This is a genomic window from Methanoregula sp. (assembly GCF_049518935.1).
Lineage (GTDB): Archaea > Halobacteriota > Methanomicrobia > Methanomicrobiales > Methanospirillaceae > Methanoregula.
Map to the genome: position 1 here is coordinate 258,697 of NZ_JBEKRH010000001.1, position 24,550 is coordinate 283,246.

Below are 24,550 nucleotides of genomic sequence, written 5' to 3' on the forward strand. Positions count from 1 at the left end.
ATTTTCAACTGTCTGTGTCATCGAATTTATCAATGGGATTTGATAAGTCGACGATTGATTATTAATAAAGAAAGAAAACGGTTCCCAACGGTGAACTAATCCAACCAGAAAAAAGGATTTGACTAATATGTCGGGTCATTCGCCACGACTTCGGATTCTTGGGGCAAAATAGTAAATTCCGGTGTTATGTCCATCAGTTCAGTCATGGACTTCGCCGATTCCGGCACTGTCAAAGATATGGCATTGCCCGGGACCTCCGCGTTCGTATAGACGGCGGTGATACTGAAATAATAGGTTTGGCCGGGTTTCAGGTACCCTCCGAAGTCGCCACCATTGTAAGAAGTCCTGGTATCGATGACCGAGTAATTCTGGTACAGGTCAGTAATCCAGTACATATACCCGTCATCCGGGTATTTCGGATTCGGATTATTCTTTGAAATAACAACCTTGTAGCCCTGCAGACGGGAATCCGGAATAACGTCCCAGTCAAGACGAATCGTGGAATTCCCTGCAATGCCGGTGACATGCGGGCTTTCGCAGGGGGGCTCATGAGTTGTGGTTGCTGTCGGTTTTATTGTGCGCGTTTCAGTCGGTCTTGGGGTGCAGGTCTCCGTTGGTTTTATTGTAAGTGTAGGTGTAGGAGTTGGCTCTGGACCCGTAATGGTGATGTATTGATTTCGGGTTTTCGTATCGCTGCCGCCGGCATTCGAAGCGGTCATGGATACCGTGTATTTTCCCGCCACCGGGTACGTGTGAACCGGGTTCTGTTGAGTGGAATTCATACCGTCGCCGAAATCCCAGGACCAATTCGTAATGTTCCCACTGGATGTATCGTTGAATGCCACTGCAAGTGGGACAATAATGTTCTCGGAGGTATAATTAGTCGTGAAACCCGCCACCGGTGCCGGATACGGGTAAACATAAATATAATTCGACTGTGAGACCGTATCGCTTCCCAATGTATTCCACGCGGTCAGGTTGACAGTGTAATTCCCGCCGGACTGGTATGTATGAAGAGGATTCTGTTCCGTGGAGTTCGTCCCGTCACCGAAGTCCCAGAACCACTGGTTTGGTGTTTTATCGGTAAGATCGGTGAACTGGACGTCAAGCGGGTAGGATCCCACCGTGGGCGTTGCATTGAAATTCGCGTTCAATGGTTTGTTGAAGTTAACCACGATGTAATCGGTCTTGGTCTCCGTGTCGCTACCCAAGTCATTCCATGCGGTAAGGTTGACGGTGAAATTCCCCGCAGTCATGTACATGTGCGAAGGATTTTGTTCAGTCGAGTTGGTACCGTCGCCGAAGTCCCAGTACCATTTTGTCGGAGTTGTATCTGAGGTATCGGTGAATTGAACCGCCTGGTATGTGGAGATATTTGTCTGAGATGCGGTGAAGTTGGCGAAGTGCCGGGCATAGACATAATATTGGATTGGATCACCAGTGTCCGTCGTTCCCTTGAAAAGCCATGCCGGTTCAAGATAATCCTCGGATTGGTTCATCCCTTTTTCAAAATATCCCAATCGGATTTTCGTAATATTTACATCAGATAAATCTTTTTTAGGGTTTAGTACTTCCCCGTTTGTTAATTTGTCTATTGCAACAGAAACCGGTTCAACAGATAGATTTCCATCTGGAGTAACGGTTCTCCAGACTTTATTCAGGTAAAGCAGTTCCCCATTATCGCCAAGTTCCATGTTGATATACGCACCGTCTCCAACAACGGGGACATCATTGATTTTCCGGCCGTATTGGACATTTGTGCTTACAGGATAACGAGCAATCTCCTGATTCGTTGTCCCATTCATTTCAATGAGATACTCAGTGGAGGATAGTGTCAAGACTGCATCTGATGGAAGGCCTCCATAATTATTCAATATGTTTTGAGCAACCTGTGGAGCATCAGCTTCTGAAGTAACATTGAGTCGCACTTTTTCCAGGTCCGGTGTTGAATAATACGCTATATCGTTGGGACCGGGGACTACCTGATATGCCGTAACCGTTGAAGGTGAATCAGGAACGGTTGCCGAGATATTTACGGTACCGATCGGATAATCATAGGTCCCCTGAACAGGAAGGCCATACACGGGCGTTGTGATGCCGGTAATTCCGAGGCTGAAAATAACTACCACTACAAGTAATGTTATTAATTTCATTTTCTCGCCACTTAATTTTAGATATTACTGGTACCTTGGGTACCAGGAGTCGTATTCAAAGGAGAATTCAGAGCCGGTGTTTCGACGGGACTATTCTGAACGAAAATGTTCTTCATCACCGTATCGCTTCCCAGATCATTCCAGGCTGTGAGTGTAACGTTATACACCCCCGCCGATTCATAGGAATGCACCGGGTTTTGCACGGATGTGTTCGTCCCGTCACCGAAATCCCAGAGCCATCGCGTAGGTGAGGCCTCAGAAGTGTCAGTGAACTGGACACTCAGCGGATTTGTGCTAGATATCGGTGCCTCAGTAAAATTCGCAAATTGCCATGCATATACCGAGTAATACCAGATATTACCATCAGATAGCGTCCCAGCAAATACCCAGACAGGATCTAGGTATTCCTGTGATATATTCCGCCCTTGTTCATAATACGTCGGAACAATTTTTGTGACAGTAAGATCGCACGGACATCCCCCGAGACCGCATCCGCATTGTGGGGGATTGCCAAGTATCTCGCCGTGTTGCAGTCTCTCTATCGCCTGGGGTGCCGAGATGACATGGACGGTTCCAGAGGGGATTACGGTTCTCCAGATCTTATCAAGATAGAGCAGCTCCCCGTTAGTTCCCAGTTCGATACTAATATACCCGCCATCTCCTGAAATTGGAATTCCATTGATGATGCGACCGTACTGGACATCAGTGTAAGTAGGAAATTTTGCTATGGTTTGACCCGTCGATCCACTTTTCTCTTCTAAATACTGTGTTTTGTCTAAAGTCATTTTGGCATCATGGGGTAATCCACCATATTGTTTCAGGATTTTCTGAATTACCGTAGGTGCATCTGTTTCTGAAGTAACATTCGATCGAGTCTGCTCAACGTGAATTACTGAAAAAAAAGCCATGTCGTATGGCTCGGGAGTTATCTTATAGAGTGTCAGATTGTCTGGGGTTTCCGGCAAAGCAGCAGGGACAATTATGGCTCCATATGGAGTGGAATAAGAAATATGGGGAGTGATTATCGATTGGAAAGGACCTATAATACCAAGAAAAAATATACCGGCAATTATCAGGGCTCCAATCAGGAATAAAATCTTTTGTCTATTAATCACAATTCAATTCCACTCCTGCAATCCCAGTGTTTAATATAATAAGTATTATTATTTGAATCACTATCCGGTGCCAGATAGCCTACACCGGGGAATTGGTCTAGATTATATTGATCCGATGTTTTTGTAATCACTGTAGCAATTGTATTAGGATCATGATATGTATCGATACTCGCTTGTTTATAAGCTGAAACAATCGTCCAGCTCTTATTTAATGCATATTTCATAAATGTATCCGGAAATGTCGTTTTAACCTCAGAATTTGTGTAGAAACCTAGAATTCCATGCGTTGTTCCTAGAGCATTGTGCCAACTATCATCTTGAAATATTTTACAGCTATCGAGCATCACCCATTTAAGGCTTCCACCCCATTTCCCCTCGACATCGCTGGCACTGACTTGATTATTGTTAGTGAGATAATCAATAATTGAAAATCCTTTCAACAGGAGAATTGATTTAATCCCAAGTCCCGCATCCGATGGGATAGCAGAACCATGTCCTGAATGATAATGGAATGCCGATTCAGTTATTGTATGTCCCGAATACGAAGGATTTGTGTTAAAATCCTCTGCAACAACATCCCCGTCTTTATCGTAAAAATTCTGTTTGTATCCGGCAATATTCAGATCATTCGCAAAATTATTGCATTCCTGAATAGAACCATTGATAGAACAATTTGTTTTCCCCGGCCCCCCACAGACATTATCATAGTTTTCTATACAGGTAATTGAATATGATTTATCGTATGACGCAATAAGTGGCGTCAGGTTCAGAATAACCCGCTGCCCATCCTGGGAAAATGTGACATTCAGCGGAGTGCTATCACGATAACCCGTTGCGGTTGCATCCACTGAAAACACGCTTCCGTTCACAAATTTGTCCTGGTTCGAAGCCCCGAGATCGGAAAAGACCGCCCGGCCATTTACGGTTGTAATATTCCGGTCTTCATTGTCGGAGAAATCATGGAGGAAAACATTTGCACTCGGAACCGGGGCCGAAGTATCCGAATCGAGCACATCCACCACAAGTCGGGGCTTCAGCTTGGCCAGCCACGTATCTTCGAATCCTTTGTTGAGACCGATATTCCCGGTCATGTTGGAATCAGTACGTGCAGCCAGGATAAAACCCTCATCGGAAGTCGGTTGTATCGCGGTTGACTGTTCGTATGCACTGCCACCGAGCACAGTCTGCCAGAGAAGATTACCGGTCGGATCAAGTTTTACAACCCAGATATCCCCGCCCCCGTGATTCGGACCAACATCCCCACTGGAATCGGAAGTTGTCCTTGCTGTCAGAATATATTCCCCGTCCGGAGTCTGCTGGATTGCAGTCCCATCATCATAGCCGGTACCTCCCAGCAGGTTCTGCCACTGGATATCACCGGCTTGGTCAAGTTTGACAACCCAGACATCCGCAGAACCATGTGTGGTTTCAGTTACATCGTCGGAATTTGATGAGAGTGATTGGCCGATGAGAATATATCCGCCATCCTGGGTAGGCTGGAGCGCGTTACCATATGCAGTCGCCTCACCGCCTTCTCCCCCGAGGTATTTTGTCCATTGGAGATTCCCGGACTCATCAAGTTTCATCAGAAAAATATCATAAGAGCCGTGGTTTGCATTAATGGCATCGGGAAGATCAGTTGATTCTGTGTACCCTGTGAGGATATACCCCCCGTCTGAAGCGGGAACTATGCTGCTTCCGGAATCAAAATCCGAACCACCAATAACATCCTGCCATGCAATACTGCCATCCAGATTCAGCTTTGCAACGAAGATATCCGTGTTACCACACGGCCCTATCATGCTGGCATTCTGTATTGATACTGATTTTGTATAGCCGGTAACAATATATCCATCCTTTTCCGCAGTTTCGCGTATACTATACAGTTCATCCTCTCCGCTTCCACCGAGCAGAGTCTGCCATTGTTTATTGCCATACTGGTCAAGTTTCACTACCCAGCCATCATAACCCCCGTGATTTTTACCGGCAAAATCACCATCATTGGAATTGGAATATCCTGCAAAAACATATCCTCCGTCTGAGGTCGGCCGGATACTCATGGCTTGGTCATATCCATAACCCCCGATTAGTTTATCCCACAGGATTTTCCCGGTCGGATCAATTTTTACAATCCATGCTTCGGCTTGGTTTACATACCCAGGAACAACATTCCCATTATCATCCAGCATATCCCACGAACCGCTGCCACCGGCCGCGATATAATTTCCGCCATTTGTCGGCTGGATATCAAAGAGAACATCCCCCATACTGCCACCCAGCATTCTCGACCATTCAATACCAGTCATATCAACAGGCACGGAGGAAGTATCGCTCTGGGCTAATGACCGGGCCAACCATCGCGGATCTACTCGTTTTTACCTCTGCTGTACTGTTTGCCGGTTCAGGAGATACAGAAATATCACTTCGGAGCGGGATCAGCTGAGCCGTACCAGAGGTTTCGGATATTGACTGGTTCTGGCTGTTATCAGCACTCACCGTCGGTAAAAATCCCGTGAAAACCAGCATCACCATACAGATTATTATTAAAATTCCGGATATCTTCATGCAGCTGCCACCTTAGTTTGTCAAAATATTTCACTCGTGGCACGACCGGAAACTTCAAGTTAAAAGAAGTTGATTATGTCATGCCTTCGGGCAGGATCGGGCTCATCGGGTCGTCAAAATCAGGTAAGCCGGTCCTTCAATCAAGTAAGTTTCTTTTGGTATTATTTATGAATTGTTTAATGATTTTAGCAATTATTTATCACCAAAAACATTTTTTTCCATATATCTAAACGTATTATGGGTTATCTCCGAAATTTACTATCGATAACTTAGTAATATTTTAAGGAAATACGGATTATTATCATAGAAAGATGTATTAATCATTAATTGTCGAAAAGACTGACTATACCCAAATTTTTAACAATAATAAGGCGTGCAGTTGTGTATTTCCGAATTATAATAGCCCGAAGTATCCCGATGATGGCTATTTGTTCCGGATCACGGACCGGGAAATAAATTCCTTACTCCTTGATACCATAATGCAATATAACGAGAGGGAGATTTTGGCGGATATCTCAAGCCAAGGGAAAAATATTATTTCAGTATCACAACAGCCTACAGTGATTCAATGATACCGGGTACTGTTGTCCCGCGGATCGATTTTCGTTTATCTTCGAAGCTGCCCCATGCCGGACTGCAGCACGAGATTAAAAAAGAGACTGGTCCTGGTATCACGACAACGTATGGGAGACCGAGGGGATAGTGATCTGGTCATACCAGGCGGCCACGTACCCGTCCGGGAATGTGACGGTTGTCACTGCCGGGGAGAAATCCGGGGATACCAGCGGGGCGAACCAGTAGGAGTTGAGCACGTCCTGGGCACGTTCAAATGATAACGACGGAGTTGTTATCGTGGATTTTCCACCGGTAGTTGTGACGGATGCAAACGAGGGGATCACAACATGAGCCGATGAGCTGGTGGCCTGTGTGACCGTTACCGGCTGACGGGATTCTGAATCGAATGCCGATTTGAGTTCCTCAACGGGATCGGCGATCCGGAAGAATACCGCACTCTGCTCCACAAACGAGAGATCATAGTTCATATCTACCTGTGCATCACCGTTGCCGGAAACCGTGATACTGAGGGATTTCATGGTGAAGGCAGATGCAGGCATCACTGCACACGCCATGACGATGAGACCGGTTATAACAAGGAATATTTTTTTCATGGAGATCGATGTTGGATGAAGGGGATAAAAAATCGTTGGATGGGCTGAGTTATAATAATCCGTTGCAGGCATCCTCCATGAAACAATGTGGCATGCAGGTACTTCTGAAAAACCTGTTTCCCCACAGGGATCACGGGCAGGGAAAAACGTCTGAAAAGAATCCGTATTAATGCTCTTCAGCAAGTTTGACGAATTCATCGAAATGCCGGCTCTTCTTGAAAAGCCACCACGTGAACCGCTCCACTACGGAAAAACTGAATGAACCCCCTGCAGCATTCGGGTGGCCCCCGCCGCCGAATTCCCGGGCAATGAGATGGCTGATCGGGGGGACCGAACGCAGGGAGAATTTCCCGTCCTTACCAATGATGACCTCGATATCGGTCTTCTTCTCATTGCGGATGAAATGCGCCGTCTCGCTCGGGTAGCCGTAGAGCGGGGCAAAGGCGATACGGTATTTCTTCCCGGAGAGGGTCGCATGCTTCAGGCTCCGGCGCATCATCGCATCCATCTCGGATTTAATCTCCGCATTCTCCTTTTCGATCAGCTCATCGCTGAATATGCCCCGCACCAGGCAGTCCCTGACATGGTCCCGGTTCTTCTTGCGCTGGAGCACCTGCCCGAGAACGGCGGAGCGGGGGTCCGCATGTTTCCAGAGATCGTAATCGCAGACAACACGCGCAACTTCCACGGCAACGGGATTATCCGGCAGGAGATCGCGGGCTACGATGCCGGTACCGCAGGATGCGGTGTCAACCCGGAGAAGCGAGACTTCGCTCTCAATCTTCCGGAGCTCTTCGTCCCGCCAGCGGTGGTGATCCCGCCACTCCACAACCCAGCCGTTTGCCCGGGCCTTGCGTGCCACGGCTTCCAGATCGTGGTGGTAACCAAGGTCCGAGATCGAGAGCAGATCACCCTTGCCCTCGCACGCTGCAACGAGGGCGAAAAGCATGGAGAATTTTCCCACGGAACTCCAGATAGTAAAGACCCCGTCGGTACCGTATTTCATGCGGTGGATCGCATCTGCTCCCACGGCATCCAGGTCATTATGGGTCAGGTGGACAACATGCGCTGTGCGGCTCTTCACTGCACTGGCAAGTCCTGAATCCTCACTGCTGGTAGCCGGGAGCGACATTGGTTAATACTGTCATTCCCGGCGTATAAAAAAGAGTGCTCTGGAGAAATCCTTATTTTCCCATCACCCGGTTATTCTCTGCGGCAGGTACGAGGATGACCCCCTCACTCCCCCAGAGGGGGAGGCAACCCAAGGGGAGCATCCCCTTGACCCCCTTATTTTTCAGGAGGAGATTTTCATCAACCTTCTGAGGGTTATCGTAATATGGGGGATGCCCGAGCGGCGGGGGCGGAAGCACAATGTGCTGGAGCCCCCAAGAGCGATCACGTATTTCTTTAGATGATTTTCACCAGAACCAAAAAGAGCGGTCGTGCCCCCGGGTGCCGGGCCATGGAACAGATCATTTATTAGTCAAAAGTGACAACATTTGTACTCCTGCCCTAGTAGCTCAGCTTGGGAGAGCGCTAGACTGAAGATCTAGTTGTCGCCTGTTCAAATCAGGCCTGGGGCACTCTCGTTTTCTTTTACCCGCTCCGTACACTGGTACAGTACCAGGACAGAACCAACAGGTCAGAAAATGTATCATAGCATTCCGGAGTGTATCCCTGATTTGACGGATCATTTTTTTCCCGCACGGGATAACATGTCCATGAGGAACCGGAACGTTTACCCGGGCCGGCCACCGGGAGGAAATTCATAATGGACTTGATGCTTGCACTCGTCAGTATCGTTACCCTTTCAATAGTGCTCCTCTATATCTGCCAGCTCTTCAAAATTCCCAGCATTGTAAGTTTTCTTGTCATAGGAATGCTGGCAGGACCCTACGGTTTTGCCATCATCACCAACCAGACGTCGATCGATACATTCGGTGAAGTAGGAATTATTCTCCTGCTCTTCACGATCGGGCTCGAGTTCTCGTTTGAGAAACTGCTCAGGTCATGGCGGATCGTGATTGTCGGGGGCCTGCTCCAGCTCTGTACTACGATCGTCGCCATCACGTTCGTTGCCTATGCACTCCAGGTCCCGTTCCGTGGCGCGGTCTTCTTCGGGTTTGTCATCTCCCTCTCCAGCACAGCGATTGTGATGAAGATCCTGCAGGAACGCAGGGAAGTCGACACCATACAGGGACGGACGCTGCTCGGTATCCTGCTCTTCCAGGACCTGGCAATCATTCCCATGATCCTCATCACCCCGCTCTTCATGGGCAGCAGCGGCCCGGACCTGAACGATCTTCCCCTCCAGATCGGGAAAGTGGCCGCAATCCTGCTGGTCATTATCATCCTTGCCCGCTGGGTCATCCCGGCACTCCTTTACCGGGTGACCCGCCAGAAGAGCCGCGAGCTCTTCTTTGTAACAATAGCGGGCATCTGCATCATCGTTGCATGGCTCACCAGCCAGGCGGGACTCTCACTCACCCTCGGCGCCTTTGTCGCCGGCCTGATCATCGGGGAGTCCGATTACAATATTGACGCGCTCAGCCACATCATCCCGTTCCGGGACCTGTTTGCGAGTGTCTTCTTCCTCTCGATTGGCATGCTGCTCAATACGAAGAGCATCCTTTCGGACTCCTCGTTCATCATACTTATCCTGATGATCGTCATCCTCATCCTCGGCACCAAGATCCTGACCGGTATATTTGCTGCCTCTGTACTGGGCATGCCGGCACGGATCTGCATTTTCACCGGGTTTGCCCTCTGCCAGGTGGGGGAGTTCTCGTTCGTGCTTGCAAAGAACGGCCTGGACTCCGGTTTCATCCCGGACCAGGTGTACCAGATCTTCCTTGCGTCGGCGATCATTACGATGGCGCTGACACCGTTTGCCATGAATGCCGCACCGCGGGCAGTTGAAGCATTCTACCGGGTGATGCCGCGCCGGGCTCCAAAAGATACCCCGGGAAACACTACCGGTACAGAACCGGGGCAGGCGCTTGTCGATCATATTATCATCGCCGGCTACGGGATCACCGGCAGGAGCGTGGCAAGAGCGGCCGAGATTACCGGCATTCCCTACAAGGTGATCGAACTGAACCCGGATATTATCCGCCGGGAAAAGACGGCCCGGATGCCATACTTCATATTCGGGGATGCGGTCCAGGAAGAGGTCCTTGAGTATGCCGGGATCCGGAATGCCCGGGCCCTTGTCGTTGTGGTCTCCGAGCAGGAAGCGATTCCCCGTATTGTCCGCAAGGCCCGACGGCTCGCACCGGATATCTATATCATCGCGCGGACACAGCATATCCGCCATGCCCAGTACCTGCTGGACCTCGGAGCAGATGAAGTCGTTTCCGAGGAATTCGAGGCGGCAAGAGAGATCTTCACCCGTGCCCTCAAAAAATATCACCTGCCGGAGACCGAGATTGCGAAAATCGTGGGCAAACTCCAGAACTGGGGGTATGCAAAGTTCGTAAAAAATGGCGATACCGGCCGGACCATACCGGGTATGGATACCGTCCTCCTCTCCCTGCGCATCCATATGCTCACTGTTGAGCCGGGGTCCGCGGCGGAAGGAAAGGCCATCGCCGACCTGTGCCTGAAAGAGAACTTTGGTATTGCAGATTACGGCCTCCGCCGGGAAAACACGACGATTTTCAAGCCAGAGGGGAACATTTGCCTGCGCGCAGGGGACGCCCTCATCATCTTCACAACGGACCAGACTGCGAGGGAACTCTCACCCGTCTTTTCAGGGAACGTGGAAGTCTAGGCACGGTATAGGAAAAAAACGTCCAAACGTATTCTGATCTTCTGCTATAAACGAAGAAGAAGGGGAACGTTATTACCGGTTCCCCATGGAAAAGAACCACTATTGTTTTTGAGGATCCTGCATCACATCAGTTGTGTGAGGAGGGATGTCCAAACACACAATATCATCCGTTCAAATGATCTATCCATGATACGATCAGATGCCTTCTCTGACTCTCAACCCGGTCCCGCCTCCCGTATGCACATGTAATTTTTCCGTCACAGCAACGATGGAGCCGGGTGCCCTTTTTTCTTATGGCCGGATTAAAATAGGGGAAACGCGATATGTTGACCGGTGAATTCTCGTGTCAAACGAACAGATGCTCAAAGAGACTGCATCCGAGCTGAAAGCGTTTCTTTCCACAAAGAATGTGATGGGTGACCCGATAGATTTCGGGGACAAACTGGTTGTCCCTGTTGCACGGTACGGGTTCGGATTCGGGGCCGGCGGCAACCACACCAAAGAGGGCGGTGGCCAGGGAGCCGGCGCCGGTGGCGGGATTGAACCCGTGGCACTCATCATCCTCCACAAGGATGTCAGGGGACCGGAAGGTGTCCAGGTGATGTCCCTCAAGAAGGACAGCCAGATCGCGCAGGTGATATCGGCACTCAGCGAATCGATGGCGCCGCAGATCATCGATGCGATCAAGACCATGACCCAGAACAAGTCCGCGGAAGCGTCTGATAAAAAGGAAGATCTCTAATCTTTTTCCTCTCTTTTATGGACGAACTCCTCATCCCGGTCTTTGTTCTCATCTCTATTATCGGCTCTCTCCTTGCCCTGGCACTCCTCCTCTACGCATTTCCCGTGAGGGCTTCAGTAAGGCTGGTCCTTAAGGATGGCCCCCCGGAACAGACGCTGGTGATTTCGTGGAGCATTTTTGCCATCCGGACATCCCATACCTGTGCCGGGGTGGCAACGGAAGTACTCGTAGCGAATCATACGGTGCTTTCCCATGCCGGACCTGTAAAGAGCGATGAGAAAGGGCATACCCTGGATCAACCTGCCGTACCGGTGGGGACCCTGGATGCTGCGGAGATCGTTCATAGTGTGCAGGCACTCGTTGGACCGGTCGGATCGTTTGGTTCTGCTTTCTGGCGTGAGTGCCGGTTTGAGGAAGCCCGCGGCCGGGTGACCCTGGGTCTTGGTGACCCGGTGCTGACCGGTGAATGCTGCGGGCTGTACTGGGCATCCCGGTTTATTCTCGAAGCATCCCGGATATACCTCGAACTGGAACCGGTCTTCGACCGCCAGATCCTTGAACTTGACATTACGGCGAGGATGAAAGTCCGCCACCCCCTTCTCATCCTGATCGCCGGTCTGCAGCTGGCCCGGCATCCCGCGATACACGATGCCATGAAAGCTTTGAAGCGGCAACCCGGGGGGGTGCCTGCCCTATGACCGCGGAGGTCCGGATGCAGGAGCCACGGGTGATGGGGAATCGCATTATTATCCCGGTTGTCAGTGACGTGTCACTTTGCCATGAACAGGGAATGATGTGTTCTGTCCGGCCGCTGGCGCTTCTCATTGGCGAGGACGGGAAGTGGGGGATCGTGCTGCTGGAAGGGGATTCGGTAGTCGCACTGCTGGAAAAGATCATCCTGCCGGTCTGAACGACCCCGGGTTTTTGTCCGTAAGCCCGATCGTTGTTTCCTGCCGGTATCTGCACCCTGTCACGTTGCGGGACTGATCTGCCATACGGAGAGACGGTACTGGTTATTATTGATAGTATAGGTTGCAGTAACGCGGAATGTGCCTTCGGTCTTCGTCCCGTTCACGGTCAGCACTTCATGACACCGGTAGCTGATGGTCGCAGTATTGTTTGCAAATTTATGGATGAGCGGCTCTTCCATGGTAAACTCGTACAGGGTTAGTATTGGGAAGAGCGTGTCGAGCAGCTCCTCTTTGCCAAATCTGCCAAGACTGTTGATCTCCACGAAGTCCGGCGCGAGCAGGGCCTCAAGCGCCTTCCGGTCTTTCCGGAGCCAGGCATCTGTCCGGGCATGTTCCCGCGCGATGAGGATCTTCCGGAGGTGTTCGGGATCCCGTGATGCTGCATTATCGTCAGCCATTTTCCAATCCATTCACGATTCCTGTTTGTCCTGAGGGGGAAATACCTTCCTCCCAGGCACAGCAATTCCCCCGTAGACGATAGCGGCGATAAGGATCTCCCCGGCATATACATACACAATCTGCAGCATCCGCCCGGGTTCAGTTTCCGGCGGGCGCTGTGCGTCACCACCCATTAACCCGACGCAGGTAAGAAGAAAAAACGTGGTGAGCACGGTGAACGAGATCACAAGGTACGGAGAAAACGCCCGTGTGTACCGGCGAATGAAGGGGAAGGGGGCCAGTATCACCAGGGCATTCAGCAGAAAACCGGTCGTCATCATCAGGGCCCATGTCCGCTCGTATTCTTCCGGTGATCGGGGTTCGCTGCTGAAAAAAGCCAGAGTGACAACCAGCAGCACGAGTGCCCCGATAGCCGGTAACAGAAGCCGGACCCTGCGATAGGGGACTTTTTCGAGTACGAAAAAGATGACAAGAGAGAGGAGTGTTGTTGGGATCCCGAACATGGCCATGAGATAGAGCGCATAGACAAGTATCCCGGGAAACTGGGCGGGCTCTAATATAGGTATCATTTCAGAATACTGTATGATAATTTATAATATATTATTCGAAATTGCTTTTGAATCACCCATGATACAGGTATAAAGGTGCGGTGCGATTTCCGTAATATTGCCAGATTTTTGATCCTGGCGCTGCGCACGAGGCATAGCCGGTTTTGGGGAGTATGCAAAAGGGAGCCGTTGACGTATATCTCACGAATTCCCCGATAAAAAAAATGTCTCTGTTCCCTGGTTCGGGCTTATTTTTTGAGGAATTTTTCGATACCGGTTTTGAGCTCCACGATCGAGACCGGTTTCTGCAGGACCCCGAGATAAGGATCCCGCAACAGGGCGATCTTCTCCTCAACCGCAGGTGATGCAGTAAATAGTATCACCGGCAATTCACGGATATTATATTCCGACCGGAGTTTTTCCAGGAATTCCCATCCATTTATAGGAGTCATCATAATATCGAGGAGGACAAGAGAGGGGGGGTCGTGCTGCACACGCTCAAGTGCGTCCATGACATCCGGGATCAGGATTGGCTCATACCCGATACGGCGGAGAAGGATCTCCATCATCTCGAGGATCGGCTGATCATCTTCAACAAGCATGATCTTATAGGTCATGAGGCAGCTCCTTTGGCAGGTGAATGGTAAACGTGCTCCCAACGTTCACCGTACTCTCCACCGTGATATCTCCCCCGTGCATCTGGACCACCTTTTTGGCAATGGACAGGGAAATCCCGAGACGGTCATATTTGCGGGAGAGGACAGCCGCATCCGCAAGCTGGAACGGCTCGAATATTGAGCTCATCTGGATCTGGGGAATGCCGATACCATTGTCCTGCACAGATATCCGGTGTTCTTTGTCATTGACTCCGGAACGGTAAAATATTCCGATTTTTCTCGGCGGCTTGGAATAGTTGACTGCATTGGAAATGATGGAATCCATAACACCGAAAATCCGTCCGGCATCGGCGGTCAGTTCCACAGACTCATCGAGGTCAACAGTTAATTCCGCTTTTGTCGTATATCCGCCTGCATCGATCACTTTTTTCACAAGGGTCGCAAGGGAAAAAGTCGAACAGCTCAGCTGCAGTTTCCCGCTCTCCAGCACCGAGAGATCGAGCATCTGGTTGATGATCTGGCGTTCCCGGTCCACGCTGACAAGGCACCGTTCAAGGATTTTTTTGGTATCATCAATGATGCCAAACCCGGCCGGATCGGAGATGAGCAGGTTGAGATATCCCAGGATAGGCTGGAGAGGCGTACGCAACTCGTGGGCTACGGTTATGATAATTCCCCTGCGACGTTCATTGTCCTGGTGAATCTTATCCTCAAGGCGCTGCTTTTCCGAGATATCAACGATATTGATGAGCGTGGCCTGGGAATCCATATGCCGGATGGGCGTAGTGTAGAGTGCGCCGATACGCATCCCGCCGTTTTTTGCCACGAACCGGAACTCCTCATCGTCTGATACTGGCATCTTCTGGTTCCATCTGGTTGAGAAGGAAATGAAGAGTTCCCGGTCGAGAGGATCTATAAACAGGTCAAGCGACCTGCCCGTGATTTCCGAAAGTTCGTACCCGGAAAAAGTAATAAATGAGGGATTTGCATACCGGATGAAGCCGTTCTGGATGATGAGAATGCCCGTCGGGGAATGTTCCGTCAGTTGCCGGTATTTCATCATGTTATCATTGTTCAGTTTTTCCGCGAGTTTCCGGGCATTGATATTCATAACAGAACAACTGACGGTCTTTTCATCGATGCTGCTCCAGGACAGGTTGACCCAGCAGGCATCACCTTCTTTTGATGCAAACCGTGTTTCAAAATCCGATGCGGCATCATCTTTTGCGATCCGTTCAGAAAACCGTTCTTTCTCCCGGGATGTCAGCAGGAGGTCAAGGAATGATTTTTTTGCAATTTCATCCGGGGTATAGTTGAGCATGGCGGCAAATTTGTCATTGATCTGGCGAATAGAGAAGCTGGAGCTGTCGAACAGGACAATCCCCAGCTGGGAGTACTCAAAGACTGTCCTGTATCGGGCTTCACCGGCCTGGATCAGATCGATGAAATATGCGATAATAACTGCGATCAGGACAAAGAGGATCGCCTCCATGGTGACACCCACCATGGCAACAGAATCCGGATAACTGTAATAATAGCCGATCGCCTGGAATGATATGCCGCAGATCCCGGCAACGAAGAGCCCCCGCTTCGGGTAGCAATAGGCGGCGTAGACGATGGGTATGAAAAAGAGCTGGTAGTTGATCATGCTGAATGATCGGGAGAACGAGATGGCCGTGATCAGCATGCACGAGATAGCAAGTGAGGTAATGACACAGATCCGCACCAGGTCCGTCTCGGTGATAGAGTAGCGAAAGATCCGGATTATTTTCTCGGCCATAACAGTGTTTGACGCATTTGGCGTTCTTTTTATTTGAAGATACACTATGAACCAGAGGAGATGAGGGATACCGGTTCAGGAATGAGATAACAGATTCAGGTCTCCATGAGCGGAGCCCGGTTGACTTCAGAGGATTTCTGAAAGATACCAGTGGTTTGATATAACAGGCACAGCAAAAATCGATCTGACATGCGGCCCCATATTATTGTCAATGTTGCGATGAGCGCTGACGGTAAGCTTTCGACCCGGGAACGCAGGCAGGTGAAGATATCCGGAATCCAGGATTTCAACCGTGTCGACCGGCTCAAGGCCGGGAGCGATGCGGTCATGGTGGGAATCGGTACGGTTCTTGCCGATGATCCGTCTTTGACGGTCAAGGCGGAGGAATGCCGGAATAACCGGATAAAACGGGGGGCGGACGAGCATCCGATCCGCATTGTTGTGGACAGCAGGGCTCGGATATCCCCGGATGCAGCGATCTTCCGCAAGGGCACCGGGAAGCGTGTGATCGCGGTCTCCCGGAAAGCAGATCCAAAAAAGCTCGAACATCTTAAAAAACTGGCCACCGTGATCATCGCGGGAGATGAGGAAGTGGACTTGCCGCAGCTCATGGAGGAACTGGGAACAATGGGCATCCAGCGCATCATGGTCGAAGGCGGCGGAACCCTGATTGCGGGGTTGATCGCTGCCGATCTCGTCGATGAGATTTACTCCTATATCGGTAATATCATCATTGGCGGTAAAGATGCCCCCACCCTTACTGACGGGGAGGGGTTCCTCCACGAGTCCCAGTTCTGCAGGCTCACCCTGCTGGAAGCCCGGAAGATCGAGACCGGGATGCTCCTGCACTGGAGCGTGGATCACCCGCAGTGACGGATCAGGATAGTCTGTCTTTTTTGCCGGTTCAAACGTACGGCGATGAGTCGTGATCCGCCACCATCTGCACGTGAATGCCAATACTCTTCTCCCCGGAATGAGAATCCGGATATACGTATCTTCCCGTTATCGTACTTGCTGCGGTCTTCCTCCTTATCGCGGTCCGGCAGATCGGCAGGTTCCACCTGAAAATATGGCAGATCATGCTTGGAGGAGCACTGGCGGTACTCCTGACCGGGCAGATCTCACCCACCCAGGCATTCCACGCAGTCGATGCGGACGTGATGATCTTCCTCTTTGGCATGTTCATTGTCGGGGAGGCGCTGGTGAAGAGCGGCTACTTAGCGGAAATCTCCCGTAGTTTTTTTTCCCGGGCAAAAAACCCCGGCCAGGTGGTATTGTTCGTTCTCTTTGGCATGGGGATCGGTTCGGCAGTGCTGATGAACGATACGCTTGCCGTGATCGGGACACCGCTGGTGCTTGCGCTTGCTGCTGACCGGAAGATCTCCCCAAAACTTCTCCTGCTCGCACTCGCAATTGCGATCACCACCGGTAGCGTGATGAGCCCGATCGGGAACCCGCAGAACCTGCTCGTTGCGATCAACAGCCACATGGCCTCGCCGTTCGTCACGTTCGCGCTTTATCTCGCGGTGCCGACCATCCTCAGCCTCATCGCTGCGTACGCGATCCTGCGGTTGTTTTACCGTACGGAATTCCCGGCACAGGAGTACGCGATCATGCCCGCAACTCCCGGTGACGAACGGCTCACACGTCTTGTAAAGATCTCCCTTGCGATCATCCTGCTGCTCGCGGCCGTCAATATCATTGCATCGCTCGTCTCCGGCTCAATGCTCGTGACCCTGCCGCTGATCGCGATCGGTGCTGCTCTCCCCATCCTCCTCTTCTCGGAGAAACGGTTTGCTATCCTCCGGGCCATCGACTGGTGCACGCTCGTCTTCTTTGCCGCGATGTTTGTCCTGATGGAGAGCGTCTGGCAGACCGGTTACTTCCAGTCGCTCGTCAGCGGCGCGATGCTCTCGTCCGTCCCGCTGCTCCTTGGCACGAGCGTGATCGTCAGCCAGTTCATCTCCAATGTCCCGTTCGTTGCGCTCTTCCAGCCGCTCGTGATGCAGGCCGGAAGCGGCACGGCACAGCTGATGGCACTTGCGGCCGGCAGCACGCTTGCCGGCAACCTCACGATTCTTGGTGCGGCGAGCAACGTGATCATCATCCAGAACGCGGAGAAGCAGGGTGAGACGCTGACCTTCTTTGAATTCATGAAGGTCGGGGTCCCGCTGACCGTGATCCAGATTCTGATCTTTGCCGGGTGGCTGGTGGTGGTGGGGTGAGGGGGGTCACGAAATATTTTGCGGAGCCAGGGCCGGAGATCGATTGCCGCTTGATACACGCCGCAAGTCCATCTGCTTCAACAAAGATTTTAGGATCAGATAACCCAATGAGATTTGAGAGAGATTATGTCCACATTCACCGCCGTACTTCACAAAGAAGATGATATGTACGTGGCAGAATGCCCCGAGGCAGGTACGGTCAGCCAGGGAATAACCGTGGAAGAGGCGGTCAGTAACCTGAAAGAAGCAACCGAACTCTATCTGGAAGAGTTTCCTTTAACGAAAAAGAAGCGGGCAATCCTCACAACTTTTGAGGTGTCATCGGTTGCCTCATCATAAGCCGGTTTCCGGCGAATTGACAATCAGAATTTTATGCAATATATTCGGTTTTTCTGTTTCCGGAAGAGCGGGCAGTTACGTGAGGCTATCAAAGATGACACCTGCCGGGAAGACCGGTACCGTAGTTCCCCTTCATGACGAGCTGAAACCGGGGACACTCCGGGGCGTGCTCCGGCTGGCAAAAGTCGGTGTCGATGAATTTTACCGGAATGTTTGAGAAACAGGGCATGCACAACTACGTGATAATAATTGAAAAAGCGGGAAAGAATTTTTCAGCATATTCTCCGGATTTCCCAGGCTGTATCGCAACCGGAAAGACCCGCGAGGAGACAGAAGAGCGGATGCATGAAGCAATCGGGATGCATGTCCGGGAACAAATTGAAAGCAAACGTTCAATTCTTGTTGTCCGGGCACATGAGGCAAAGAAGAATGTCCGGGAAAATTATTGCCGACAGGGAACAGCTCAGGATCTACTTATCGACTTGAATGAATAATAATAAATTTACATCAGTCGTTTTTTCAGTTCTGTGAGGCTCACGGTGCCTTCATTCCGTAGATCAGAAATCAGGGCACGATCGTGGAGATCTTCCCGGATAGATTTGATTTGCCTGGAGGTTGGTTTCTTTTTCAACCGGATAGGTTCGATAGTGAGTGGGGTACTAACCGTCGCAGGAATCGGTTCTCCATTGTTTCGCGAAAACAGATCCACCGGATCAGGGACGGTTTCTTCAGCAATAATTCCGGTTTCTTTGCCCATTTATCCTCGCGTGATATGCGATCTTTGTGGGGAATTATTATATCGTTTGTGTACGGGAAGAGGAGTTTCCCAATACCCCGCGTTTTTCTTAAAACAAGGGAAATACCCACTCTGGATTTCTGGAAAGTAGTGGCCGGGCCGGTGACTCCAGAGGAGGGACGTACCAGACCCGGGTGGTATTGATCGATATCGGTTCGCACGAAGAAGTGTATTAGATCTCTTTTTTCAAACGATGATGAGAGCCTGGCCGGCGATCGCAGGAATTCAACAAATTCAGATAATTCAATTCGTGTTTTGCAGGCCGGCGCTTTTCCGTTTTTTCCGGAACCTGACAGGTAGATGACTGCGTTAGAAAGAATAAATACCACGAATATAAATCGCTCATTGTGGACAGCCGGTGGTTGTCCCGAAAAGTAAAGGACGGGTCCACCAAGCGACTAACTTCGTTGGACCCGGTCCCGCCCGTAGGCATGAGATCATTATCTTCCATTCCTATGAAGGTTTTCCCGTGCCTTGCGAGCGTAGCGTATGAAAATAGGAGGAATGAAAAAATGCAACTACGCACATGGAGCGTCGTCCTGCTGGCATTGCTGCTGGCAGCGATGGCGATGGTACCGATGGTGAGCGCGACAAATGCCGACAAATCCATTAATAATGAAAATAATCAGACATCCGCTGGGAGTGAAGTAAATTCGAACCTGCAGATATCGACGAACTTAACGAGTAAAGATGCAGTACTGCGATACTCCGTTGTTGTAACGTCATCAACAGATACTTTATCGGTCACACTTACTCCCAGTATCTGGAGACATGGGTCAGGCAGTGGTGCTCTTGTCTACATCGGAAAACCGACTACATGTACGGATACAATGGAATGCAAAGCTGAAGGAACATTCATTCCTCTTTGGAATGTCAAAAATGTTACAGCGTCCTACTTCGTAAATGCCACCGTGGTAAGTTCATTGCAGTCCGGGAATTATTTTGCCAAAACAGCCACCGGGCAGATTGCTCTTGGATCGCAACCGAGTAATGACGTCGTACCGGTAAAAGAGATTGTGATAACGAATTCCCTCAATCTGGTTCACCAGAGCACAACGAATGCTGTAGCAGGTACTGACAGTTCTATTCCTTGGGGGGGTAAGGTTGAACAGGATATGAACGGTGATATCCCAGTAACTGTAGTGTATGGCGCTGATGGACAACCCCGGTATTGGGCTGATGATCGAAAGGCCGCAAATCTTCCCGTTCCCGCCGGGGGAGTTGTCCCAGCGACACATATCTTTAATGTACCCTCAAACACCGATGTCATCAATGGTGGGAATAATTTTACTGCATATCAGAATAATCAAAAAATATTAACGGTACAAAGTAATTCTCAAACATATAGCAATCCTGCTAATGCGAATTCCCTTGGAATAAATGCAAAAGTTATTCCTGCAGGAAACCTTCCTGGAGAGTTTAATGGATGGATTGAATCCGCGAAAAAGGAAGATTATAACACTCAAATGGATTCCTTTACCGCATACTGGAAAGTCCCGGCAGCTCCAGCAACAAAAGGAACCTCAGCCAAATATCGCACCCAGTTTTTATTTAATGCATTCCAGGGACAGAGGAAAAATGCTAATTATAATGCCATTCTTCAGCCAGTTCTTGAATGGAGTCAGGGAGGATACCTCAATACATGGACAATTGCCTCGTGGGCTGGCCCCTATAATACGAATGGCAATTACCTCACAGGAAGCCGGTCTGTGGTACAGGAGGGTGATATCATAAAAGGTATCATCTCATGGAATTCCGCATCCAGCTCGTGGACGATAATCACGAGTGATGCGACGCATGGCGCTTCATCATCACTGAGTACTGATCTCGTCCCTAAAGATTCCGGGTTAAGTGTCTATGGTGGGGCATATGAAGCATACAATATTTCCAGTAAAGATACCATGATCCACAATAGTGAATTTTACGGTATGACATATACGTTAAACGGTAATCCGGTTTCGATCAATTTGCAAAAATGGATTGCTACCGGTATGCCTGCTGCAATTAGCTCACACGTAAATGTCGTTATTGTGACTAATCCCTCAGACGTCCAGTTGATAACCCAGAATTAATGGGGGGAAAATGAGGACAATGGTAGAAAAATACACGGTGGGAATCTGCCTGGTACTGGCAATCTTCTTTTTTTTCGGAATGGGTAGTGCAGGAGTCGCTTCTCCGCTTGCATCTTCACCTGTGACCTCCACTCCGGTGAGTAATACAACCCCTGCCGTTTCAACCAGCGATGTGTATACCGCTCCGATCGGAGCGTTCACTACTTCTGACGTATACGCGGAGCCGAACACAACCTACGATATTGATTACCTCTTTTACAGCCGGGGATATGGCCCGGGAACGGTAACCTGCAATGTTTCAGCCTATGATTTTTTCGGCTACGTTCCCGATGACGAACTAACGGCCAGCATGGTTCCGTCAGTATTCACGGTCGAACCGGGCCATGTCTACCATTCCCGGCTGCACGTAGTTACCGGCCAGGCATTTGCATCGCCGAAAAAACTCAATTCTCCCATATACAGAATTTCGACATATCAGATTAATATCGACCTGAATATTACCCTGCAGAACGACACGTTCAATTATGGCGATGATTCCGTGAGTATCAGAGGCGGTGCGTTCATACCCGGGTTGCCTGCCGTTGAAAGCGATCGTCTGACAATCCCGGAAAATGATACGGCATTCGATCTCCAGACCGGCGAGAGTTATAGTATTCCGTTAGAGTTCTCCCGGGGCCAGGGAATAGGCAATGTATCGTATAACATCTCGGATACCTCCCTCAATGTGACCGTAACCCCTGCGGAATTTGTTTCCAGGAGTGCCCAGAGTTATCCTGCACAACTCAGCGTTCATGCAGATCGCAGTCTCACACCGGGCAATTATTCATTTACCCTTGATGCCGCCGGGGCAAGCGGCATAGAATCCCCCTATTCACGAGTGTTTTTCGTAAATGTTACAGCGCCTGCAGAGGTCCCGACGCAGTCATCACTCCCGATAGCGTTTGTAGTTTTCGCTGTCATCGTGTCGGGTATTTTATTAAGGGATAGGCCAATATATTAAAAAATATTAATTTTTATATTGGGGTGAATTAATCTAATGATCAAACTCCATCAAAAGAAAATAATCCTGGTTTTCCTGGTATTCCTCAGTATTATGATAATCCCATTCTCCCATGCTGCAATTCAGGATGCAGAACGGGCATTTCCTGAAAATGATACCAATGGTTTCGTTCCTGTGGATGTTATCTCGATTGATCCTGCAATCAAGAGTGCTACATCGTCATTTGATATTCTGATTTTGACCGACGAAGGAAAACAGAACCTGCTGGGATCTCTGGATGCTTTACGATATGATACAGATGGTACGAACATCACGGTGGATGAAAAAAAACGTCTGAAATCCGCGTTGGCGGATATCTGGGAGAAATACCCTGTTGAGCGTATCACGTTACCGGGATCTTCCGGCTATCCCTATTACGGGGGATCTGAAATTAAAATTCAATTCATGAATGGCAGCCCCGGCACGAAACTGAATGAGACAGAAAACCAGGTGCTGGAACGGATCCAATCGTTGAACAATTATGATTATCAGCGATCCCACAATCTGACTATACCGGATGTGAAGAGTAATTCCGATGTGCTGACCCGGACACGACCTGCTCCGGTTCCGGTTTCCGTTATTCTGGTTTCACTTCTCTTCGGAATTCTCTGGGTACGGAAAATCCTGTAAACCGAAATAAGGTCATTGACAACCGATGCATCGCCAATATGTTTACCGGGAAAACCCCGACAGGACATCCAAACAATGATCTATACCAGTTTGATAAACAGAGAGACACCAATAATCCAGCTCATCCTGATAACTGCAGGCAACAATGTGTGAAAAAAATGAAAGACATCAACATGAAAACGATCTTTTTTGGAATTATTGGTATTTTTGTTTTTTTTGGCATTGTCTGGATTGGCGCTATAGCCTATATCAACAACAGCCCGGGCCTCTATAAGTATTCTGTAGACATCGAAGGCCTGAATAATTATCAGCCGGGTCTGATCACCGATGTGATCGTTCCGCTTCCGGTACGGGACAATCAACAGGTATTCGCGGACGATGATCTTCAGTACCAGACATTTGGCAGCTGGAAGACCGTTCTCGTTATGACAAGGTTCGGGAAGATGCTGGCGTTCGAAAGCGTTGGGCGGAACCTGACGGACATTCACGCAGTATTTGACCAGAAATATCCGTACGGAACGAAGATAGAAAATATCACCCGCGAATCACTCTCACCGGTACTTCCTTACGTTGCATCGCCCTATTCGCAACCGGATAAGGGAGATAACCCCTCCCGGGATTATTCAACTATCGTGTACATCCCGGATACGATCCGACCCCTCCATCCGGGAACGGATGCGCTTACGTTCAATCTGGAACTGTATGCCTTCGAAGGTATGCAACATTCCATGGATGGTGCCAGCTATCAGGTCACGGTCAGCGAAAGAATTCCGGCAGGTGTGGTTAACATGACACCGGTGGTTGCCCGGGTTCATTAACGAACAGATACCCCGGTAAATATCCCCGGAAAAGTATTTTTTAATCCGGGAATGAAGGAGTGTGTCATTCGATGGAAAAATTAAAAATGAACGCTTATTATCCGGTGGTCCTGGTCTGCCTGGTTATCCTGGTAATTGCCGGAAGTTATTTTGTATACCATGCGTATCTTCCGCCAGAAGATCTTCGCCAGAATCAATCGCAAGACCTTCAGCTCACCCTTCAGCCAACACCTGTTATCCCGGCACCGGCTCAACCAGAATGTTCCGGTTATGTTGTCGACGAAGTCCAGCCGGATTACTTCATGCCAAACGCCACGATGGTCCATCTTACTCCTGACGAGCTCGCGGATTTCCCGGAAATTGAAAAAGTATTACAGAGCACCGCAACGCTTCCTGCCGGTGATCGATACGGGCCGAAAATAATTGACTGGTACAATGGCCACCGGTATGTTGGAGGCTTCACCGACCAGAACCAGTATTACGAATTCCGGAACTTATCCTGTAAACACAGTCCCGGCCCGAAGTGCGATCCTTTGAATACATCCCAGGAATTCAAATATACCGGACGGTACTACGAAGTGCTATGCTACCCGGGTTTTGCGGGAGCACATCAAAACCTCCCGCCCATGAAGTGAGGGGTGTGGAACTATTCGCCTCCCTGAAAACTGCATACCTCCCCACCCCCTAATCCGGGCTCGTTACGGCCCCGGATTACCCTTCCGGGAGGGACATTTCCGGAATTATGTGCAAAAAGCACCCCATGTTGTACAAGTTTTTCCGGAAAACGTGTATAACCCATG

25 protein-coding genes and 1 tRNA gene are annotated in these 24,550 nt (G+C 49.8%); 15 read left to right on the forward strand and 11 right to left on the reverse strand.

Annotated features, from left to right (window positions below; genetic code table 11):
* Positions 1-122 precede the first annotated feature (122 nt).
* The 6 genes from ABSE13_RS01235 to ABSE13_RS01260 all read right to left on the reverse strand — a co-directional run bounded on the left by ABSE13_RS01235 (position 123) and on the right by ABSE13_RS01260 (position 8,134).
* Complete coding sequence (locus ABSE13_RS01235) at positions 123-2,153, reverse strand: PKD domain-containing protein (RefSeq protein ID WP_424026655.1); 2,031 nt, start codon at positions 2,151-2,153, stop codon at positions 123-125.
* 17 nt (positions 2,154-2,170) lie between these two features.
* A complete protein-coding gene (locus ABSE13_RS01240; protein WP_424026656.1) occupies positions 2,171-3,268 on the reverse strand; it encodes a PKD domain-containing protein in 1,098 nt (365 codons plus the stop codon).
* The gene (locus ABSE13_RS01245) at positions 3,265-5,574 is read right to left on the reverse strand and encodes a DUF6345 domain-containing protein (RefSeq protein WP_424026657.1); all 2,310 of its coding nucleotides are present in this window, start codon (positions 5,572-5,574) and stop codon (positions 3,265-3,267) included. The genes ABSE13_RS01240 and ABSE13_RS01245 overlap by 4 nt, the downstream gene beginning before the upstream one ends.
* A gap of 1 nt (position 5,575) precedes the next feature.
* On the reverse strand, positions 5,576-5,833 hold the full coding sequence (locus tag ABSE13_RS01250; protein ID WP_424026658.1) for a hypothetical protein: 258 nt from the start codon (positions 5,831-5,833) through the stop codon (positions 5,576-5,578).
* Positions 5,834-6,504: 671 nt separating this feature from the next.
* Entirely contained in the window at positions 6,505-7,002 is a 498-nt protein-coding gene (locus ABSE13_RS01255) for a hypothetical protein (protein ID WP_424026659.1), read from the reverse strand.
* A gap of 166 nt (positions 7,003-7,168) precedes the next feature.
* Positions 7,169-8,134 carry a DHH family phosphoesterase gene (locus ABSE13_RS01260; RefSeq protein ID WP_424026660.1) on the reverse strand — a complete coding sequence of 322 codons (966 nt, stop codon included), beginning with the start codon at positions 8,132-8,134 and terminating at the stop codon, positions 7,169-7,171.
* A 377-nt stretch (positions 8,135-8,511) separates the two neighbouring features.
* Between ABSE13_RS01260 and ABSE13_RS01265 the strand changes: the two genes are divergently transcribed.
* The 5 genes from ABSE13_RS01265 (at position 8,512) to ABSE13_RS01285 (ending at position 12,426) form a co-directional block, all read left to right on the forward strand.
* A tRNA-Phe gene (locus tag ABSE13_RS01265) sits at positions 8,512-8,585 on the forward strand.
* A 188-nt stretch (positions 8,586-8,773) separates the two neighbouring features.
* Complete coding sequence (locus ABSE13_RS01270; protein WP_424026661.1) at positions 8,774-10,774, forward strand: cation:proton antiporter; 2,001 nt, start codon at positions 8,774-8,776, stop codon at positions 10,772-10,774.
* A 343-nt stretch (positions 10,775-11,117) separates the two neighbouring features.
* Entirely contained in the window at positions 11,118-11,516 is a 399-nt protein-coding gene (locus ABSE13_RS01275; protein WP_424026662.1) for a GerW family sporulation protein, read from the forward strand.
* Positions 11,517-11,533: 17 nt separating this feature from the next.
* On the forward strand, positions 11,534-12,214 hold the full coding sequence (locus tag ABSE13_RS01280) for a DUF2953 domain-containing protein (protein WP_424026663.1): 681 nt from the start codon (positions 11,534-11,536) through the stop codon (positions 12,212-12,214).
* Positions 12,211-12,426, forward strand: a complete 216-nt coding sequence (locus ABSE13_RS01285; protein WP_424026664.1) for a hypothetical protein — start codon at positions 12,211-12,213, stop codon at positions 12,424-12,426. Before ABSE13_RS01280 ends, ABSE13_RS01285 begins: the two co-directional genes overlap by 4 nt.
* 60 nt (positions 12,427-12,486) lie before the next feature.
* On the opposite strand, the gene ABSE13_RS01290 is transcribed toward ABSE13_RS01285, so the two are convergent.
* The 4 genes from ABSE13_RS01290 to ABSE13_RS01305 form a co-directional block, all read right to left on the reverse strand.
* The gene (locus ABSE13_RS01290; RefSeq protein WP_424026665.1) at positions 12,487-12,885 is read right to left on the reverse strand and encodes a nuclear transport factor 2 family protein; all 399 of its coding nucleotides are present in this window, start codon (positions 12,883-12,885) and stop codon (positions 12,487-12,489) included.
* A gap of 12 nt (positions 12,886-12,897) precedes the next feature.
* Positions 12,898-13,455, reverse strand: coding sequence for a hypothetical protein (locus ABSE13_RS01295; protein ID WP_424026666.1), 558 nt, complete (start codon positions 13,453-13,455; stop codon positions 12,898-12,900).
* Between the two features lie 227 nt (positions 13,456-13,682).
* Positions 13,683-14,051, reverse strand: a complete 369-nt coding sequence (locus ABSE13_RS01300; RefSeq protein ID WP_424026667.1) for a response regulator — start codon at positions 14,049-14,051, stop codon at positions 13,683-13,685.
* Positions 14,041-15,831 carry a sensor histidine kinase gene (locus ABSE13_RS01305; RefSeq protein ID WP_424026668.1) on the reverse strand — a complete coding sequence of 597 codons (1,791 nt, stop codon included), beginning with the start codon at positions 15,829-15,831 and terminating at the stop codon, positions 14,041-14,043. Before ABSE13_RS01305 ends, ABSE13_RS01300 begins: the two co-directional genes overlap by 11 nt.
* A 189-nt stretch (positions 15,832-16,020) precedes the next feature.
* Here ABSE13_RS01305 and ABSE13_RS01310 point away from each other — a divergent pair, with 189 nt between their 5' ends.
* The 5 genes from ABSE13_RS01310 (at position 16,021) to ABSE13_RS01330 (ending at position 18,889) form a co-directional block, all read left to right on the forward strand.
* Positions 16,021-16,704, forward strand: coding sequence for a 2,5-diamino-6-(ribosylamino)-4(3H)-pyrimidinone 5'-phosphate reductase (locus tag ABSE13_RS01310; RefSeq protein WP_424026669.1), 684 nt, complete (start codon positions 16,021-16,023; stop codon positions 16,702-16,704).
* Positions 16,705-16,877: 173 nt separating this feature from the next.
* Positions 16,878-18,056: an ArsB/NhaD family transporter gene (locus ABSE13_RS01315; RefSeq protein ID WP_424026795.1), complete on the forward strand. Its 1,179-nt coding sequence runs from the start codon at positions 16,878-16,880 to the stop codon at positions 18,054-18,056.
* Between the two features lie 126 nt (positions 18,057-18,182).
* Positions 18,183-18,395, forward strand: coding sequence for a type II toxin-antitoxin system HicB family antitoxin (locus tag ABSE13_RS01320; RefSeq protein WP_424026670.1), 213 nt, complete (start codon positions 18,183-18,185; stop codon positions 18,393-18,395).
* A gap of 16 nt (positions 18,396-18,411) precedes the next feature.
* The gene (locus ABSE13_RS01325; RefSeq protein WP_424026671.1) at positions 18,412-18,612 is read left to right on the forward strand and encodes a type II toxin-antitoxin system HicA family toxin; all 201 of its coding nucleotides are present in this window, start codon (positions 18,412-18,414) and stop codon (positions 18,610-18,612) included.
* Positions 18,605-18,889: a type II toxin-antitoxin system HicB family antitoxin gene (locus tag ABSE13_RS01330; RefSeq protein WP_424026672.1), complete on the forward strand. Its 285-nt coding sequence runs from the start codon at positions 18,605-18,607 to the stop codon at positions 18,887-18,889. Before ABSE13_RS01325 ends, ABSE13_RS01330 begins: the two co-directional genes overlap by 8 nt.
* Positions 18,890-18,897: 8 nt before the next feature.
* On the opposite strand, the gene ABSE13_RS01335 is transcribed toward ABSE13_RS01330, so the two are convergent.
* Complete coding sequence (locus tag ABSE13_RS01335) at positions 18,898-19,152, reverse strand: hypothetical protein (protein ID WP_424026673.1); 255 nt, start codon at positions 19,150-19,152, stop codon at positions 18,898-18,900.
* A gap of 551 nt (positions 19,153-19,703) precedes the next feature.
* On the opposite strand from ABSE13_RS01335, the gene ABSE13_RS01340 reads away from it, so the two are divergent.
* The 5 genes from ABSE13_RS01340 (at position 19,704) to ABSE13_RS01360 (ending at position 24,385) form a co-directional block, all read left to right on the forward strand.
* A complete protein-coding gene (locus tag ABSE13_RS01340; RefSeq protein ID WP_424026674.1) occupies positions 19,704-21,263 on the forward strand; it encodes a hypothetical protein in 1,560 nt (519 codons plus the stop codon).
* Positions 21,264-21,282: 19 nt separating this feature from the next.
* Positions 21,283-22,263, forward strand: a complete 981-nt coding sequence (locus tag ABSE13_RS01345; RefSeq protein ID WP_424026675.1) for a hypothetical protein — start codon at positions 21,283-21,285, stop codon at positions 22,261-22,263.
* A gap of 93 nt (positions 22,264-22,356) precedes the next feature.
* The gene (locus tag ABSE13_RS01350) at positions 22,357-22,932 is read left to right on the forward strand and encodes a hypothetical protein (protein WP_424026676.1); all 576 of its coding nucleotides are present in this window, start codon (positions 22,357-22,359) and stop codon (positions 22,930-22,932) included.
* A 158-nt stretch (positions 22,933-23,090) separates the two neighbouring features.
* Complete coding sequence (locus ABSE13_RS01355; RefSeq protein ID WP_424026677.1) at positions 23,091-23,750, forward strand: hypothetical protein; 660 nt, start codon at positions 23,091-23,093, stop codon at positions 23,748-23,750.
* A 71-nt stretch (positions 23,751-23,821) separates the two neighbouring features.
* Positions 23,822-24,385 (forward strand): hypothetical protein, encoded by a 564-nt coding sequence (locus tag ABSE13_RS01360; RefSeq protein ID WP_424026678.1) that lies wholly within the window; start codon positions 23,822-23,824, stop codon positions 24,383-24,385.
* Positions 24,386-24,550: the final 165 nt, after the last annotated feature.